This is a genomic window from Halomonas smyrnensis AAD6 (assembly GCF_000265245.1).
Lineage (GTDB): Bacteria > Pseudomonadota > Gammaproteobacteria > Pseudomonadales > Halomonadaceae > Halomonas > Halomonas smyrnensis.
On record NZ_AJKS02000007.1, the window covers coordinates 60,654 to 75,500 of the forward strand.

Here is a 14,847-nt window from a genome sequence, read left to right on the forward strand (position 1 = left end):
GCAAGCACCAAGAACGATAACAGGAGAACGACCGTGACGACCCTCACCATCAACGGGCAGACCCACGAGGTGGATGCCCCGGCCGACATGCCCCTGCTGTGGGCGATCCGCGATCTGGTCGGCTTCACCGGCACCAAGTACGGCTGCGGCCGCGGCCTGTGCGGCGCCTGTACCGTGCACCTGGACGGCCAGGCCAGCCGCAGCTGCATCACGCCGATTGCTGCGGTGGGCGATCGCGAGATCACCACCATCGAGGCCATCGGCGACGACCCGACCGGGGCCAGCGTGCAGAAGGCCTGGCGCGAGCTCGACGTGGTCCAGTGCGGCTACTGCCAGTCCGGCCAGATCATGTCGGCGACCGCCCTGCTGCAGGGCAACCCCGAGCCGGACGACAGCGCCATCGACGGCGCCATGAGCGGCAACCTCTGCCGCTGCGCCACCTATGTTCGCATTCGCGACGCCATCCAAGAGGCCGCGGCCTCCCTCGGCCAGGAGGTGTCCTGATGCACGTCTTGAAGCAGCACGCCCAGTCACGCGCCGCGGCCGCCCTGTCGACGGTCAACGTCAGCCGCCGCGGCTTCATGAAGGGCTCCGCCGGGCTCGCCCTGGGCCTCTACATCGCCCCGCTGCTGGGCCGCGATAGCCGCGCCCGGGCCGCCGGCGACAACGGGGAGTTCGCGCCCAACGCCTTCGTGCGCGTGACGCCGGAAGGCGAGGTGGTGGTGATCGCCAAGCACATCGAGATGGGCCAGGGCACCTACACCGGGCTCGCCACCCTGGTCGCCGAGGAACTCGACGCCGACTGGGCCTCGGTGCGCGTCGAGGGCGCCCCGGCCAACACCCAGCGCTACCAGAACCTCGCGTTCGGCATCCAGGGCACCGGCGGCAGCACCTCCATCGCCAACTCCTTCGAGCAGATGCGCCAGGCCGGCGCCAAGGCCCGGGCCATGCTGGTGGCCGCCGCCGCCGAGCGGCTCGATGTCTCACCGGGCAGCCTCGGCGTCCACCGGGGCAGGGTCATCCACGAGGCCTCCGGGCGCGAGCTCGGCTTCGGCGAACTGGCCGAGGCCGCCGCCGACCAGCCGGTGCCCGACGAGGTCACGCTGAAGTCGCCCGAACGGTTCACGCTGATCGGCAAGCAGCGGCTGATGCGCCAGGACAGCCCGGCCAAGACCGACGGCAGCGCCCGCTTCACCCAGGACGTGCAGCTCGACGGCATGCTGATCGCCGTGCCGGCACACCCGGCACGCTTCGGCAGCCGGCTGACCGGCGTCGACGACGCCGAGGCGCTCGAGGTGCCGGGCGTGGTGGCCAGCGTGCGCTTCCCCTCCCCGACCCGCGACGGCGACCTGGTCGCGGTGCTGGCCACCAACACCTGGGCCGCCATCAAGGGCCGTGACGCCCTGGCCCTCGAGTGGGACGACAGCCAGGCCTTCACCATGAGCAGCGAGGCGATGGAGGCCGACTACCGCGAGCGCGCCGGCCGACCCGGCGACACGGTCACCGACCGAGGCGACGCCGCCGCCGCGCTGGACGAAGCCGCCCAGGTCATCGAGGCCGACTACGTGGTGCCCTATCTGGCCCACGCCGCCATGGAGCCGCTCAACTGCGTGGTCGACCTGCAGGACGATCACGTCAACATCCTCAACGGCGAGCAGTGGCAGACCCTCGACCAGCAGGCAGTGGCCAAGCTGCTCGACCTGCCGCCGGAGCAGGTGCGCATCCAGCAGCTGTTCGCCGGCGGCAGCTTCGGCCGTCGCGCTAACCCGATCAGCGACTACGTGCTGGAGGCCGCGGCCATCGCCAAGGCCGCCCGCGACCAGGGCCAGGCCGCGCCGATCAAGATGGTCTGGACCCGCGAGGACGACACCCGCGGCGGCCACTATCGCCCGTTCAACTATCACCGCGCCCGCCTCGCCCTGGACGCCGACGGCAACCTGACCGCCTGGCACCAGCGCCTGGTCGGCCAGTCGATCCTCACCGGCACCGCCATGGAGTCGGCGATGGTCAAGGACGGCATCGACGCCACCTCCGTCGAGGGCGTCGCCGACCTGGCCTACGGCGTGCCGTCACTCAGCGTCGAGCTGCACACGCCCAAGGAGATCGGCGTGCCGGTGCAGTGGTGGCGTTCCGTGGGCCACACCCACACCGGCTTCTCCACCGAGAGCCTGATCGACGAGGCCGCCGTGGCGGCGGGCCGTGACCCCTACCAGTACCGGCGCGAGCGTCTCGATCAGCATCCACGCTGGCAGGGCGTGCTCGATCTGGCGGCCGAGAAGGCCGGCTGGTCGACGCCGCTGGAAGGCGGCGCCGAAGGTGTGAAGCGGGGCCGCGGCATCGCCGTCCACGAGTCCTTCGCCAGCTACGTCGCCCAGGTCGCCGAGGTCTCGGTCGACGCCGACGGCCGGCTCAAGGTCGACCGGGTGGTGTGCGCGGTGGACTGCGGCCTGGCGATCAACCCGGACGTGATCCGCGCCCAGATGGAAGGCGGCATCGGCTTCGCCCTGGCGGCGGCGCTGCACAGCGAGCTGACCCTCGACGACGGCCAGGTGCAGCAGTCGAACTTCCATGACTTCCAGGTGCTGCGCTTGAACGAGATGCCCGAGATCGAGGTGCATATCGTGCCCTCCGCCGAGGCGCCCACCGGGGTCGGCGAGCCCGGCGTGCCGCCGCTGGCACCGGCGGTGACCAACGCCATCTTCGCCGCCACCGGCCAGCGCATTCGTCGGCTGCCGATCGCCAACCAGCTCAGGGGCTGACCATGCGCGCACTGGACGTGGAGGTGGTCGAGGCCGCCCGGCGCTGGCACGCCGAGGGGCATGACCTCTGGTGGTGCACGGTGCTCTCGACCTTCGGCTCGGCGCCGCGCGAACCGGGCGCCCTGCTGGTCGCCCGGGCCGACGGCCGCCATGTGGGCTCGCTGTCCGGCGGCTGCGTGGAGGAGGATTTCCTGGAGCGGCTCGCGGCGGGCGACTTCCGCGCGCCGGCCCAGGTCATCGCCTACGGCGACGGTGCCGATGCGCTGCACGGCAGCCGGGTGAGCCTGCCCTGCGAGGGGCGGCTCGAGGTGCTGATCGAGCACTGGCCGGCCGGCGCCGCCTCGGTGGCCGACGAGCTCGAGGCCTACGCCGAGGCGCTGCAGGGCGGCCAGCTGCTGGAGCGCCGCGTGGCCCTCGACGACGGCGAGAGCCACTGGCAGGTGGCGGCGGCCATGGGGCCGGGGGTGGTCCGCGACGAGCAGGCGGTGCGCCTTCATGTCGGCCCCGCCGCGCGGCTGCTGGTCGCCGGCCTCTCGCCGGTCAGCCAGTTCTGCGTGCAGTTCGGCCTGGCGCTGGGCTTCGAGGTGATAGTGTGCGATCCGCGTCCCGAGGCCTGGGAAGGCATCGAGCTCGGCGGCGCCCACGGCCACCGCGAGCTGCCGAGCGAGTTCCTGCGCCGCGAGGGGGCGCACCGCATGACGGCGGTGGTCGCCGTCACCCACGACCCGCGCCTGGACGACCTGACCATGCTCGAGGCCGTGCGCGGCGAGGCCTTCTACATCGGCGTCATGGGCTCCCGGCGCACTTCGGAGAAACGCACCGAGCGCCTCAGGCGCAGCGGCGGCATCGACGAGGCGTCCCTCGCACGCATCCACATGCCGATCGGACTGGATCTCGGCAGCAAGACACCGGCCGAGATCGCTCTGGCGACGGTGAGCGACATCGTGCGGGTGATGCGCGGCAAGTGACAGCCACTCACGCGAACGAGCGCTCATCAACGAACGAGGCCCCGCTTGGCGGGGCCTTGTTCGTTCCGGCGCGGATCGAGCGGTCTTGCGCTGGTGGCCCGCTTACGTCGTGGCGCGCCTGGCCGGCGCCAGCTCGTCGCCGGAGCCCTCGAAGTGGGTCTCGATGCTGCGGCTGCGGCTCAGCTGTTCGGCGCGGGCCTCTTGCATGGCCTGGCTGTCGCCGTTGACCCGCTCGGCCTCGAACGTCACGGACGGCGCCTGCTGGCTCGGGGCGGCGACCGGCTGCTGGTTCAGCTGCAGGGCGCGCTGGGTGGCGTTGTCACCGGCCTGGGCGGCCAGCGGCAGTGCGGCAATCAGCAGGGCGGAAAGGGTCAGCTTAGTATTCATGGATGCGTCTCCTCCATAGTGTTAAACGCGTGTCGGGTGGAGTCAGTCAGGCCCGCCCCGGCGCTATCTCGGGAAAGGGCCTTGTCTGGGTCAGGACCTCTCAGGTGGTGGCCCGCTTGGCCGGCGCCAGCTCGTCGCCGGAAACCTCGAAGCGCGTCTCGATGCTGCGGCTGCGGCTCAGCTGCTTGGCGCGGGCCTCTTGCATGGCCTGGCTGTCGCCGTTGACTTGCTCGGCCTCGAACGTCACGGACGGCGCCTGCTGGCTCTGGGCGGCAATCGGCTGCTGGTTCAGCTTCAGGGCGCGCTGGGTGGCGTTGTCATCGGCCTGGGCGGCCAGCGGCAGTGCGGCGATCAACAGCGCGGAAAGGGTCAGCTTGGTGTTCATGTGGGATCTCCTGTGAATCGGCATTCGTGTGAAGAGCTTTGCTGTCTGACTAGTTGTTAGTCAGCTTAAATTCCGACTATTACGAACAAAAGCGGCTTAATTCGAAATATATTTTCGAATTTATAGAAAGGAATGGCGTCTCCACGCGCCGAGCCAGCTCGGACGCGTCACAGCGAAGGGAGGAAAGAGCGGCAGAATAAGACCGGCACCGAGCGGACCACGCCTCCCGCCCTGCCTGCGCAGGAGCGCCGGCGGAAGGATCGGGTCAGAGGCTTAAGGGCGACGATCGACCAGGCGCCGGAGCCCATCACCCTCTCGCTACCTTGTGCGAGAAGGGGCATCAGCGACTGGCATCGGCGCCGCCCTGTGCCGAGGCCTCGAGGGCGTGCCCGGAGAACGCCATGACGTCCTCCGTCAGGGACACGGCGCGCGTCGTTCGATGCGCCAGCCGCACTCCCAGGGTGTCCTCCCACTTGCGGATCCGGGCACTGGCCAGCGCGGGTGAGCCCCGACTTTCCGCCCCGCGCGACGGATGTGGTGGGTCGAGGCGAGGCCGAGGAAGAGCTTGAGATGGCCGTGATTCATCGCCCACTTTCAACAAAATCAAAAAAGTGATTGTGAATCACCCTGGGTTATAAACCATGAGCACCGCAATTACTCTTCTCTCGGTGATCCAACGAGAGGACGTTTCCCCCATGAAAGCGATGCTGATCCACGAGTTTGGTGGTCCCGAGGTCTTCGAGCCCGCCGAGCTGCCCACGCCCCAGGCGGCCCCGGTCAGGTGCTGGTGCGCGTCGCCGCCACCAGCGTCAACACCGTCGACACCATGATCCGCCAGATGGGGCCCGAGCTGCCCCTCTCCCCCGCGACACCCGCCCTGCTGGGCATGGACTTCGCCGGCACGGTGGAAGCCGTGGGAGAAGGCGTCGGCGGTTTCACGGTAGGCGACGAGGTGTACGGCTGCGCCGGTGGCCTGGCCGACCTGCCCGGGGCTCTGGCCGAGTACATGGCGGCCGATGCCCGCCTGATCGCCCACAAGCCCGCCACCCTGAGCATGGCGGAGGCCGCGGCGCTGCCGCTGGTCGGCATCACCGCCTACGAGGGGCTGATGCGCGCCGGCATCGGCCAGGGCAAGACGGTGCTGGTGCACGGGGGCGCAGGCGGCGTGGGCCATGTCGCCGTGCAGCTCGCCCGTCATTTCGGTGGGCGCGTCTCGGCCACCGTCGGACGCGATGAGCATCATGCGCTGGTCGAGACGCTGGGTGCCCGGTCGATCGACTACAGGGCGCAGCCCGTGGCGACTATGTCGCCGGGCACACCGGCGGCGCCGGCTTCGACATCGTCTTCGACTCGGTGGGCGGCGCCAACCTGGCCAACTCCTTCGAGGCCGCGGCGCTGAACGGCCAGGTCGCCACGACCGTGTCGATGCTCGAACTGGATCTCAACGCCGCGCACTTCAAGGGACTCTCGCTGCACGTGGTGTTCATGCTGATCCCCATGCTGCACGACCACCAGCGCGAGACCCACGGCCGCATCCTCGGCGAGCTCGCCGCGATCGTCGACGCCGGTGGCCTCAAGCCGCTACTGGATTCGCCGCGCTACCCGCTGGACCGGGTCGGCGAGGCCCATGCCCGCCTCGCCAGCGGCCAGGCGACCGGCAAGGTCGTGGTGGAGATCTGAGTCGCCACCTGCCGGTGGGCGTGCCCCCGGCCATCGCGACAAATCGCCACGGGCGCCTCGAGGGCACCATGGACATGCTGCCGAAACCGGCATCGGGCCGGCTGCCGCTGATCGTGACGGGCGGCAGCCAGCAGAGCCCGGAGTGGATCGCCGGCCATGGCGATGGCTGGATGCTCTATCCGCGAGCGCTCGAGACACAGGCGCGCATCCTGGACGACTGGCGCGCTCACACTCGGGCTCTGGGCAGGGGCGTGCGACCGGCGATGCAACCACTCTACATCGACCTGAGTCCCGATCCTGATGCGGCCCCCGAGCCGATCCACCTCGGGCTGCGCGGGGGCGTACGCGCCCTTCGCCACTACCTGGAGACGCTCGAGGCCATCGGGGTCAACCATGTCGCATTGAACCTGCGCTTCAACCGAGCGGATATCGACGACACCCTCTATCGTCTTGCCGACGATATCCTGCCCGCCTTTTCCCCCCAAGGAGAGACACGACCGTGAAGACCATTCTCATGACGGGATCGACCGACGGCATCGGCCTGGCCACGGCCGAGAGGCTCGTCCGACAGGGCCACCGGGTGCTGATCCACGGCCGGAACCCCGAGAAGCTTCGAGCCACGCAGGCGCGTCTGTCCGCCGCGACGGAACGCCCGAACGTGGAGGGCTACGTGGCGGATCTCTCCCGCCTGGCGGACGTCGAGGCCCTGGCAGAGGCGGTCGCGAGTCGACACGCAAGGCTCGATGTCCTGATCAACAACGCCGGGGTCTTCCGGGTTACCGATCCTCTCACGGCCGATGGGCTCGATGTGCGCTTCGCCGTCAACACCATCGCCCCCTACCTGCTGACCCGACGGCTGCTGCCGCTGATGGAAACGGGCGCGAGAGTGATCAACCTCTCCTCCGCCGCCCAGGCCCCGGTGGACATCGACGCCCTCGCCGGCCGGAGACGGCTGGACGATGCCTTCTCCGCCTACGCTCAGAGCAAGCTGGCCCTCACCATGTGGTCGCGCCACCTGGCCATGACGCTGAACGACCAGGCCCCGGCCATCATCGCCGTCAACCCGGGCTCCCTGCTCGACAGCAAGATGGTGAAAGAGGGCTTCGGTGTCGCGGGCAACGACCTCCAGATCGGCGCGGACATCCTGGTCCGTGCAGCGCTCGACGCCGAGTTCTCGAAGGCCAATGGGCGATACTTCGACAACGACGCCAAGCGCTTCGCATCGCCCCATGCCGATGCACTGAACGCCGAGACATGCATGAGGGTCGTGGCGACCATCGACGGCATGACGGGCTGCACGCCCAGGCCGGCCAGCGAATGACAGGGCGCGCGGCCCGCTCCGTGGCGAAACGGAGCGGGCCGGCGCGTCATGGGCTGCCGCTGAGTGCGAGCCGGATCAACTCAGGTGATTGACCTCCTGCAGGCCATAGACGGGCGTCGGAATGCCCTCCTGACGGGCCTTGAGCTGCAGCGCCAGGTAGTGGGAGTAGTGGCGGGACTGATGCAGGTTGCCGCCGTGGAACCACAGCGCCTGCTGCTGGGTTGGCTTCCACATGTTGCGTAGCTCGCCCTCCCAGGGCCCCGGGTCCTTGGGCGTGTCGGAACCGAGTCCCCAGCACTTGCCGACCTTGTCGGCGACGTCCTGGGAAATGATCCGGGCCGCCCAGCCGTTCATCGAGCCGTAGCCAGTGGCGTAGACGATCAGGTCCGCGGGCAGCTCCGAGCCGTCGGTCAGGGTCACCGAGTGCGGGTTGATGCGCTCGATGCTCACGTCGCTGCGCAGCTTGATGTCGCCGTTGGCCACCAGCTCGCAGGCGCCCACGTCGATGTAGTAGCCGGAGCCGCGACGCAGGTACTTCAGGAACAGCCCCGAGTCGTCGGCGCCGAAGTCGAGCAGGAAGCCGGCCGCCTCGAGCCGGCGATAGAAGTCGGCGTCGCGCTCGCGGATGGCATCGAAGGCCGGACGCTGGAAGTCCGGCAGCACCTTGTAGGGAATCGAGGCGAAGATCAGGTCGGCCTTGTGATGGTCGATGCCGTTCTGCAGCGCCTGCTCGGAGTACAGCGGCCCCAGCGCCTCTTCCATCAGCGAGTCGGACTTCACCACGTGGGTGGAGGAACGCTGCAACATGGTCACGTCGGCGTCGTGCTCCCACAGCGCCGCGCAGATGTCGTGGGCGGAGTTGTTGGCGCCCACCACCACGACCCTCTTGCCGCGATAGGCATCCGGCCCCGGGTGCTGGCTGGAGTGCTGCTGCTCGCCCTCGAAGGTCTCGGCACCGGGGAACTGCGGCACGTTGGGCATGCCGGACATGCCGGTGGCCAGCACCAGCTGCTTCGGCCGCAGGGTCACGCGCTCGCCGTCGCGATTGACCTCGACCACCCACTCGCCGCTGGCCTCGTCGAAGCGCGCGCTCTCGCACTCGGTGGAGTTCCAGTAGTTGAGCTCCATCACCTTGGTGTACATCTCCAGCCAGTCGCCGACCTTGTCCTTCGGCGCGAACACCGGCCAGTTGTCCGGGAAGGGAAGGTAGGGCATGTGGTCGTACCAGACCGGATCGTGCAGGCACAGCGACTTGTAGCGGTTGCGCCAGGAGTCCCCCGCCCGCGGATTCTTCTCGATCACGATGGTCGGCACGTTCATCTGCCGCAGGCGCGCCGCCAGGCCGATGCCGCCCTGACCGCCGCCGATGATCACGCAGTAGGGCTGACGCTCGTAGCCGAGCTCGGCCTCCTCGCGCTGGCGGGCCTCCAGCCAGGTCTCGCGTGCCTTGTTGGCGCCGTGTTCGGCGCCCATGGGACGCTTGAGGCCGCTGGGCTCGGGGAAGTCCCTGAGCTCGCTCATGACGGTCAGCAGCGTCCAGCAGCGGCCGTCCTTCAGGCGCAGCAGGCCCTTGCCCCGCGCCTCGGCGGTCTCGAAGGTGAACCAGGCCTCGACGACGCCACCGGCCTCACTGGCCTCGCCGTCCAGCTGCCAGTTCGAGGGCGCGACGCGATCCAGCGTCGCATCGAGCATCGACTGGATCTCGTCCGGGCCTTCCAGCGTCTTGAGGTTCCAGGTGAAGGCGACCAGGTCGCGCCAGTAGCATTCCTCGCCGAACAGCGAGAGGACTCGCGCGATATCGCGGCGCGTCAGGGCGGCATCGAAGTCATCGAGCCATTGCCGGGCGATCTGAGTGGGCGTGCGTGCGGTCATGGCGTCTCTCCGCTTGTTATTGGTGATGTGTGATCGTTATCGGGTCACGCCCCCAGTCACTGGCAGCATTCGTGCCAGATCGTCATGTATAGATAGCAAGGCACTGATAAAAAAGATAAAAGCTCAACCATCACGCGCCGGATCGACACGCCAGTGCACGGCGCGATGTCACAGCTGTACCCCGTACGCCGTGACAGCCCGCGTTACACCTGTCACCCCCGACCAAGGGCGAAGCCCGCGCCGATTGACGCCCGCGCCCAGCGGCATAGGCTGAACGGAGCGCATCGACACATCACAACAACATCACAAGAGCCGCCATCAGGCGGCCCGAGCGGAGGCCGCCTTGGCTCTGCAACCCGAGAAACGCCAGCACATCCGGACCCTGATGCGGCTGGGCGAAGGCCAAGACGCCGGCCCTGCCGAACACCGCGACGTCATTCGCCGCTCCTGGCAGCGCTGTCTGGGCGAGTATCGGCTCGACCCCTGCCACCCGCGCCCGGTGCGCGTGCTCACCCAGCAGGCGCTGCGCGACCACCAGGAATCGGTGGACGAGCTGCTGCACGTGGCCCGCGCCGGGGTCGATCGCCTCTACGGCCAGGTCGCCCGGCTCGGCTACGCGCTGCTGCTCACCGACCGGCGCGGCATCACCGTGGCCTTTCGCGGCCAGTCCGAGCAGGACCGGGCCCTGCGCCGTGCCGGGCTCTACCTGGGCGCCGACTGGGACGAACGCCACGCCGGCACCTGTGCGGTGGGCACCTGCCTGCACGACGGCCAGGCCATCACCTGCCACCAGGGCGAGCACTTCGACGCCACCCACATCGACCTGACCTGCACGGCGGCGCCGATCACCGATCCCCAGGGCCGGGTGATGGCGGTGCTGGACATCTCCGCCCTGCAGTCGCCGCGCGCCCAGGAGAGCCAGACCTTCGCCCTATCGCTGGTCAACCTGCACGCGCGGATGATCGAGGACGCCTACTTCCTGCACCGCTACCGGGACAGCCTGATCCTGCGCTTCGACAGCGCCCGGGAATTCGTGCACCTGAACGGCCGCGGGCTGATCGCCATACAGGAGGACGGCAGCCTGATCGCCGCCAATCACGAGGGCCGCGCCCTGATCGACGCCCACCTGCGCCGCTGGCCGCCCTGGTCGGCGGCCTGCCTGCCCGGCGCCACCCAGCTGTTCGACGCCGAGCTCGGCGACCTCTTGGGCATTCCGGCCGCGGGCGAGGATCAGATCCGCGCGTTTCGCGCCCGGGCCAACGACGCGACCTGCTTCGTCACCCTGCTCGAGCCCCGCGGCCGCCCGCCGAAGGCCACCACCACGGCCCCGCGCGATGCCTCGGTGCCGGCGCTGGACCGGCTCGCCGCCGACGATCCCGCGATGCACCGCCTGCTCAAGCTGGCCCGGCGGCTGCGCAACGAGACCGTGAGCGTGCTGATCCGCGGCGAGACGGGCACCGGCAAGGAGGTGCTGGCCCGCGCCCTGCACGACAGCGGGCCGCGGGCCCAGGCGCCCTTCGTGGCGGTGAACTGCGCGGCCATTCCCGAAGCGCTGATCGAGAGCGAGCTGTTCGGCTATCTGCCCGGCGCCTTCACCGGGGGGCGGCCCAAGGGCATGCGCGGGCTGATCCAGCAGGCCGACGGCGGCACCCTGTTCCTCGACGAGATCGGCGACATGCCGCTGACGCTGCAGACCCGCCTGCTGCGCGTGCTGGCCGAGCGCGAGGTGATGCCGCTGGGCGCCGAGACGCCGGTCAGGGTCGACATCCGCGTGGTCACCGCCACCCACCGCGACGTGACCGAGCTGATCCGTGCCGGCGACTTCCGCGAGGACCTCTACTACCGCCTCAACGGCGCCGAACTGCGCCTGCCCGCGCTGCGCGAGCGCGCCGACCGGCACTACGTGATTCGCCGCGTCCACGACGAGCTCCAGGCCGAACGCGGCCAGTCACACCATTTGCGCGCCGACGCCATGAGCGCGCTGCTGGCCCACGACTGGCCGGGCAATATCCGCCAGCTCAGAAACGCGCTGGCCTTCGCCATGGCCACCGCGGAGGGCGACGAGATCACCCTTCACGACCTGCCCGAGGCCTGCCACGGCGCCGCCGGGCCCACCACCCTCACGGCACCGGCGTCGCTTGGCTCGGCACCCAGCTCGGCATCTGCCGCGCCCTCGGCGGACGGCCAGGCGCTGCTCGAGCTGCTCAGGCGTTCGGCCTGGAACATCAGCCAGGTCGCCCGCCAGCTCGGCGTCTCGCGCCCCACCGTCTACCGCCGCATGCGTCGCCACGGCCTGGTGGCGCCCAATCACCGGCCCGTCTCGTAGGGCACCAGGGCGGCGGATGCTCCCCTGCTTCCGCCGCCTCCCGCTTGCGCCGACTCACTGCGCTAACTCACTCCGCCCCCTCGCCGCCCTTCACTCCGGTTCTTCCTGATGCCGTCCGGCTTCTATGCTCAAGGCAGGGCTCTTCTCGATCACGGCCCTTCACTATCGTCATCCTGCACGATCACGACCTTGGTCTAGGCCCCAAAGGCTGCACTTTACGTTAACGTCAACCAATCCTAGGCTGGACCAGAACAGCCGAGCACTCGAACGCTCCCGGACCGACACACAACGAACGGAGATCGCCGCCATGCACGCCCCCTATACCCCCCTCGACTTCGGCCTCGACGACGAGCTCAACATGCTGCGCGATCACGTCAACGCCTTCGCCCGCGACGAGATCGCCCCGCGCGCCGCCGAGATCGACGCGAACAACGCCTTCCCAGCCGACCTGTGGCGGAAGTTCGGCGACATGGGCCTGCTCGGCATCACCGTGCCCGAGGAGGACGGCGGCGCCGGCATGGGCTATCTCGCCCACTGCATCGCCATGGAGGAGATCTCCCGGGCCAGCGCCTCGGTGGGGCTCTCCTACGGGGCCCACTCCAACCTGTGCGTGAACCAGCTCAAGCTCAACGGCTCGGCCTCCCAGAAGGCGAAGTACCTGCCGAGGCTGATCAGCGGCGAGCACGTGGGGGCGCTGGCCATGTCCGAGCCGGGTGCCGGCTCCGACGTGGTGTCCATGAAGCTGCGCGCCCGCCAGGAGGGCGACCGCTTCATCCTCGACGGCAACAAGATGTGGATCACCAACGGCCCCGACGCCGACGTGCTGGTGGTCTACGCCAAGACCGATCCCGACGCCGGCTCCAAGGGCATCACCGCCTTCATCATCGAGAAGGACATGCCCGGCTTCTCCACCGCCCAGAAGCTCGACAAGCTCGGCATGCGCGGCTCCAACACCTGCGAGCTGGTGTTCCAGGGCTGCGAGGTGCCGGCCGAGAACGTGCTCGGCGAGGTCAACAAGGGCGCGCGGGTGCTGATGAGCGGGCTCGACTTCGAGCGCACCGTGCTGGCCGCCGGCCCCATCGGCATCATGCAGGCCGCCATGGACGTGGTGGTGCCCTATATCCACGAGCGCAGGCAGTTCGACCAGGCCATCGGCGAGTTCCAGCTGGTCCAGGGCAAGGTGGCCGACATGCTCACCACCCTGAATGCCTGCCGCGCCTATCTCTACGCCGTGGCCGGCGCCTGCGACCGGGGCCACACCTCACGCAAGGACGCCGCCGGCGTGATCCTCTACTGCGCCGAGAAGGCCACCCAGGTGGCGCTGGACGCCATCCAGCTGCTCGGCGGCAACGGCTACATCAACGAATACCCCACCGGCCGGCTGCTGCGCGACGCCAAGCTCTACGAGATCGGCGCCGGCACCAGCGAGATTCGCCGCATGCTGATCGGCCGCGAGGTCTTCAACGAATCCGCTTGAGGGGACGGCGGCGCTCATCCCGCTAGTTCATCGGTGAGGTACTGAAGGAGCCATTGATGGCCATTCTGAACACCCAGATCAATCCGCGCAGCGAGGGCTTCCAGGCCAACGATGCGGCGATGCGCGCCGAGGTCGGCAAGCTGCGCGAGCTGACCGCCGCCATCGCCCAGGGCGGCGGCGAGAAGGCGCGCAAGCGCCACGAGGCCCGCGGCAAGCTGTTCGTGCGTGACCGCATCGACCACCTGCTCGACGAGGGCTCGCCGTTCCTCGAGCTCTCGGCGCTGGCCGCCCACGAGGTCTACGACGACCCGGTGCCCGCCGCCGGCGTGGTCACCGGCATCGGCCGCGTCTCGGGCGTGGAGTGCGTGATCGTCGCCAACGACGCCACGGTCAAGGGCGGCACCTACTTCCCGCTGTCGGTGAAGAAGCACCTGCGCGCCCAGGAGGTCGCCCGCAAGCACCGCCTGCCGTGCCTCTATCTCGTCGACTCCGGCGGCGCCTTCCTGCCGCGCCAGGACGAGGTCTTCCCCGACCGCGACCACTTCGGCCGCATCTTCTACAACCAGGCCACGCTCTCCGCCGAGGGCATCCCGCAGATCGCCGTGGTGATGGGCTCGTGCACCGCCGGCGGCGCCTACGTGCCGGCCATGGCCGACGAATCGATCATCGTCCGCGAGCAGGGCACCATCTTCCTCGGCGGCCCGCCGCTGGTTAAGGCCGCCACCGGCGAGTCGATCAGCGCCGAGGACCTGGGCGGGGCCGACGTCCACGCTCGCATCAGCGGCGTGGCCGACCACTACGCCGAGAACGACGCCCACGCCCTGCAGCTGGCCCGGCGCTGCGTGGCCCGGCTCAACTGGCAGAAGCGCGGCGAGCTCGCCATGCAGGCCTCGAAACCGCCACGCCTCGACCCCGAGGAGCTCTACGGCATCGTCGGCACCGACCTGAAGAAGCCCTTCGACGCCCGCGAGGTGATCGCCCGGCTGGTCGACGACTCGGCCTTCGACGAGTTCAAGCGCGACTACGGCGACACCCTGGTCACCGGCTTCGCGCACCTGCACGGCCATCCGGTGGGCATCGTCGCCAACAACGGCGTGCTGTTCTCGGAGAGCGCGCTCAAGGGCGCGCACTTCATCGAGCTCTGCGCCCAGCGCAAGATCCCGCTGATCTTCCTGCAGAACATCACCGGTTTCATGGTCGGCTCGAAGTACGAACACGAGGGTATCGCCAAGCACGGCGCCAAGCTGGTCACCGCCGTGGCCTGCGCCAGGGTGCCCAAGTTCACCGTGCTGATCGGCGGCAGCTTCGGCGCCGGCAACTACGGCATGTGCGGCCGCGCCTACGATCCCAACCTGCTGTTCATGTGGCCCAACGCGCGCATCTCGGTGATGGGCGGCGAGCAGGCCGCCGGCGTGCTGGCCCAGGTCAAGCGCGAGCAGTTCGAACGCGACGGCAGCGAGTGGAGCGCCGACGACGAGGACGCCTTCAAACAGCCGATCCGCGACCAGTACGAGCACCAGGGCCACCCCACCTACGCCAGCGCCCGGCTGTGGGACGACGGCGTGATCGACCCCGCCCAGACCCGCGACGTGCTGGGCCTGTCGCTGGCCGCCGCCATGAACGCGGACGTCGAAGACACGCGCTTCGGCGTGTTCCGGATGTGAGGGAGATC

General features: G+C 69.3%; 14 protein-coding genes. 10 read left to right on the top strand and 4 right to left on the bottom strand.

What is annotated here, in order from left to right; all coding sequences use genetic code 11:
* Positions 1–33 precede the first annotated feature (33 nt).
* From UYS_RS0209805 to UYS_RS0209815, 3 genes are read left to right on the top strand one after another with little or no spacing between them, the layout of a single operon-like run.
* On the top strand, positions 34–504 hold the full coding sequence (locus UYS_RS0209805) for a (2Fe-2S)-binding protein (protein ID WP_016855330.1): 471 nt from the start codon (positions 34–36) through the stop codon (positions 502–504).
* Positions 504–2,759 carry a xanthine dehydrogenase family protein molybdopterin-binding subunit gene (locus UYS_RS0209810; protein WP_016855331.1) on the top strand — a complete coding sequence of 752 codons (2,256 nt, stop codon included), beginning with the start codon at positions 504–506 and terminating at the stop codon, positions 2,757–2,759. The genes UYS_RS0209805 and UYS_RS0209810 overlap by 1 nt, the downstream gene beginning before the upstream one ends.
* Before the next feature lie 2 nt (positions 2,760–2,761).
* The gene (locus UYS_RS0209815; RefSeq protein WP_016855332.1) at positions 2,762–3,727 is read left to right on the top strand and encodes an XdhC family protein; all 966 of its coding nucleotides are present in this window, start codon (positions 2,762–2,764) and stop codon (positions 3,725–3,727) included.
* A 102-nt stretch (positions 3,728–3,829) separates the two neighbouring features.
* On the opposite strand, the gene UYS_RS0209820 is transcribed toward UYS_RS0209815, so the two are convergent.
* The 3 genes from UYS_RS0209820 to UYS_RS19065 form a co-directional block, all read right to left on the bottom strand.
* Positions 3,830–4,114, bottom strand: a complete 285-nt coding sequence (locus UYS_RS0209820; protein ID WP_016855333.1) for a hypothetical protein — start codon at positions 4,112–4,114, stop codon at positions 3,830–3,832.
* A gap of 100 nt (positions 4,115–4,214) precedes the next feature.
* Complete coding sequence (locus UYS_RS0209825) at positions 4,215–4,499, bottom strand: hypothetical protein (RefSeq protein ID WP_016855334.1); 285 nt, start codon at positions 4,497–4,499, stop codon at positions 4,215–4,217.
* Between the two features lie 340 nt (positions 4,500–4,839).
* Entirely contained in the window at positions 4,840–5,091 is a 252-nt protein-coding gene (locus tag UYS_RS19065) for a helix-turn-helix domain-containing protein (RefSeq protein ID WP_420319336.1), read from the bottom strand.
* 189 nt (positions 5,092–5,280) lie between these two features.
* On the opposite strand from UYS_RS19065, the gene UYS_RS18825 reads away from it, so the two are divergent.
* The 4 genes from UYS_RS18825 to UYS_RS0209845 all read left to right on the top strand — a co-directional run bounded on the left by UYS_RS18825 (position 5,281) and on the right by UYS_RS0209845 (position 7,500).
* Positions 5,281–5,898: an alcohol dehydrogenase catalytic domain-containing protein gene (locus UYS_RS18825; RefSeq protein ID WP_237738448.1), complete on the top strand. Its 618-nt coding sequence runs from the start codon at positions 5,281–5,283 to the stop codon at positions 5,896–5,898.
* Positions 5,853–6,179, top strand: a complete 327-nt coding sequence (locus UYS_RS18830; RefSeq protein WP_237738449.1) for a zinc-binding dehydrogenase — start codon at positions 5,853–5,855, stop codon at positions 6,177–6,179. Before UYS_RS18825 ends, UYS_RS18830 begins: the two co-directional genes overlap by 46 nt.
* Before the next feature lie 68 nt (positions 6,180–6,247).
* Positions 6,248–6,682, top strand: a complete 435-nt coding sequence (locus tag UYS_RS17235) for an LLM class oxidoreductase (protein ID WP_016855335.1) — start codon at positions 6,248–6,250, stop codon at positions 6,680–6,682.
* Positions 6,679–7,500 (top strand): SDR family NAD(P)-dependent oxidoreductase, encoded by an 822-nt coding sequence (locus UYS_RS0209845; RefSeq protein ID WP_016855336.1) that lies wholly within the window; start codon positions 6,679–6,681, stop codon positions 7,498–7,500. Before UYS_RS17235 ends, UYS_RS0209845 begins: the two co-directional genes overlap by 4 nt.
* Before the next feature lie 75 nt (positions 7,501–7,575).
* On the opposite strand, the gene UYS_RS0209850 is transcribed toward UYS_RS0209845, so the two are convergent.
* A complete protein-coding gene (locus tag UYS_RS0209850; protein ID WP_016855337.1) occupies positions 7,576–9,372 on the bottom strand; it encodes an NAD(P)/FAD-dependent oxidoreductase in 1,797 nt (598 codons plus the stop codon).
* Between the two features lie 385 nt (positions 9,373–9,757).
* Here UYS_RS0209850 and UYS_RS0209855 point away from each other — a divergent pair, with 385 nt between their 5' ends.
* The 3 genes from UYS_RS0209855 (at position 9,758) to UYS_RS0209865 (ending at position 14,839) form a co-directional block, all read left to right on the top strand.
* On the top strand, positions 9,758–11,698 hold the full coding sequence (locus tag UYS_RS0209855; RefSeq protein WP_016855338.1) for a sigma-54-dependent Fis family transcriptional regulator: 1,941 nt from the start codon (positions 9,758–9,760) through the stop codon (positions 11,696–11,698).
* Positions 11,699–12,005: 307 nt separating this feature from the next.
* Positions 12,006–13,175, top strand: coding sequence for an isovaleryl-CoA dehydrogenase (locus UYS_RS0209860; RefSeq protein ID WP_016855339.1), 1,170 nt, complete (start codon positions 12,006–12,008; stop codon positions 13,173–13,175).
* Positions 13,176–13,231: 56 nt separating this feature from the next.
* On the top strand, positions 13,232–14,839 hold the full coding sequence (locus tag UYS_RS0209865; RefSeq protein WP_016855340.1) for a carboxyl transferase domain-containing protein: 1,608 nt from the start codon (positions 13,232–13,234) through the stop codon (positions 14,837–14,839).
* Positions 14,840–14,847 lie beyond the last annotated feature (8 nt).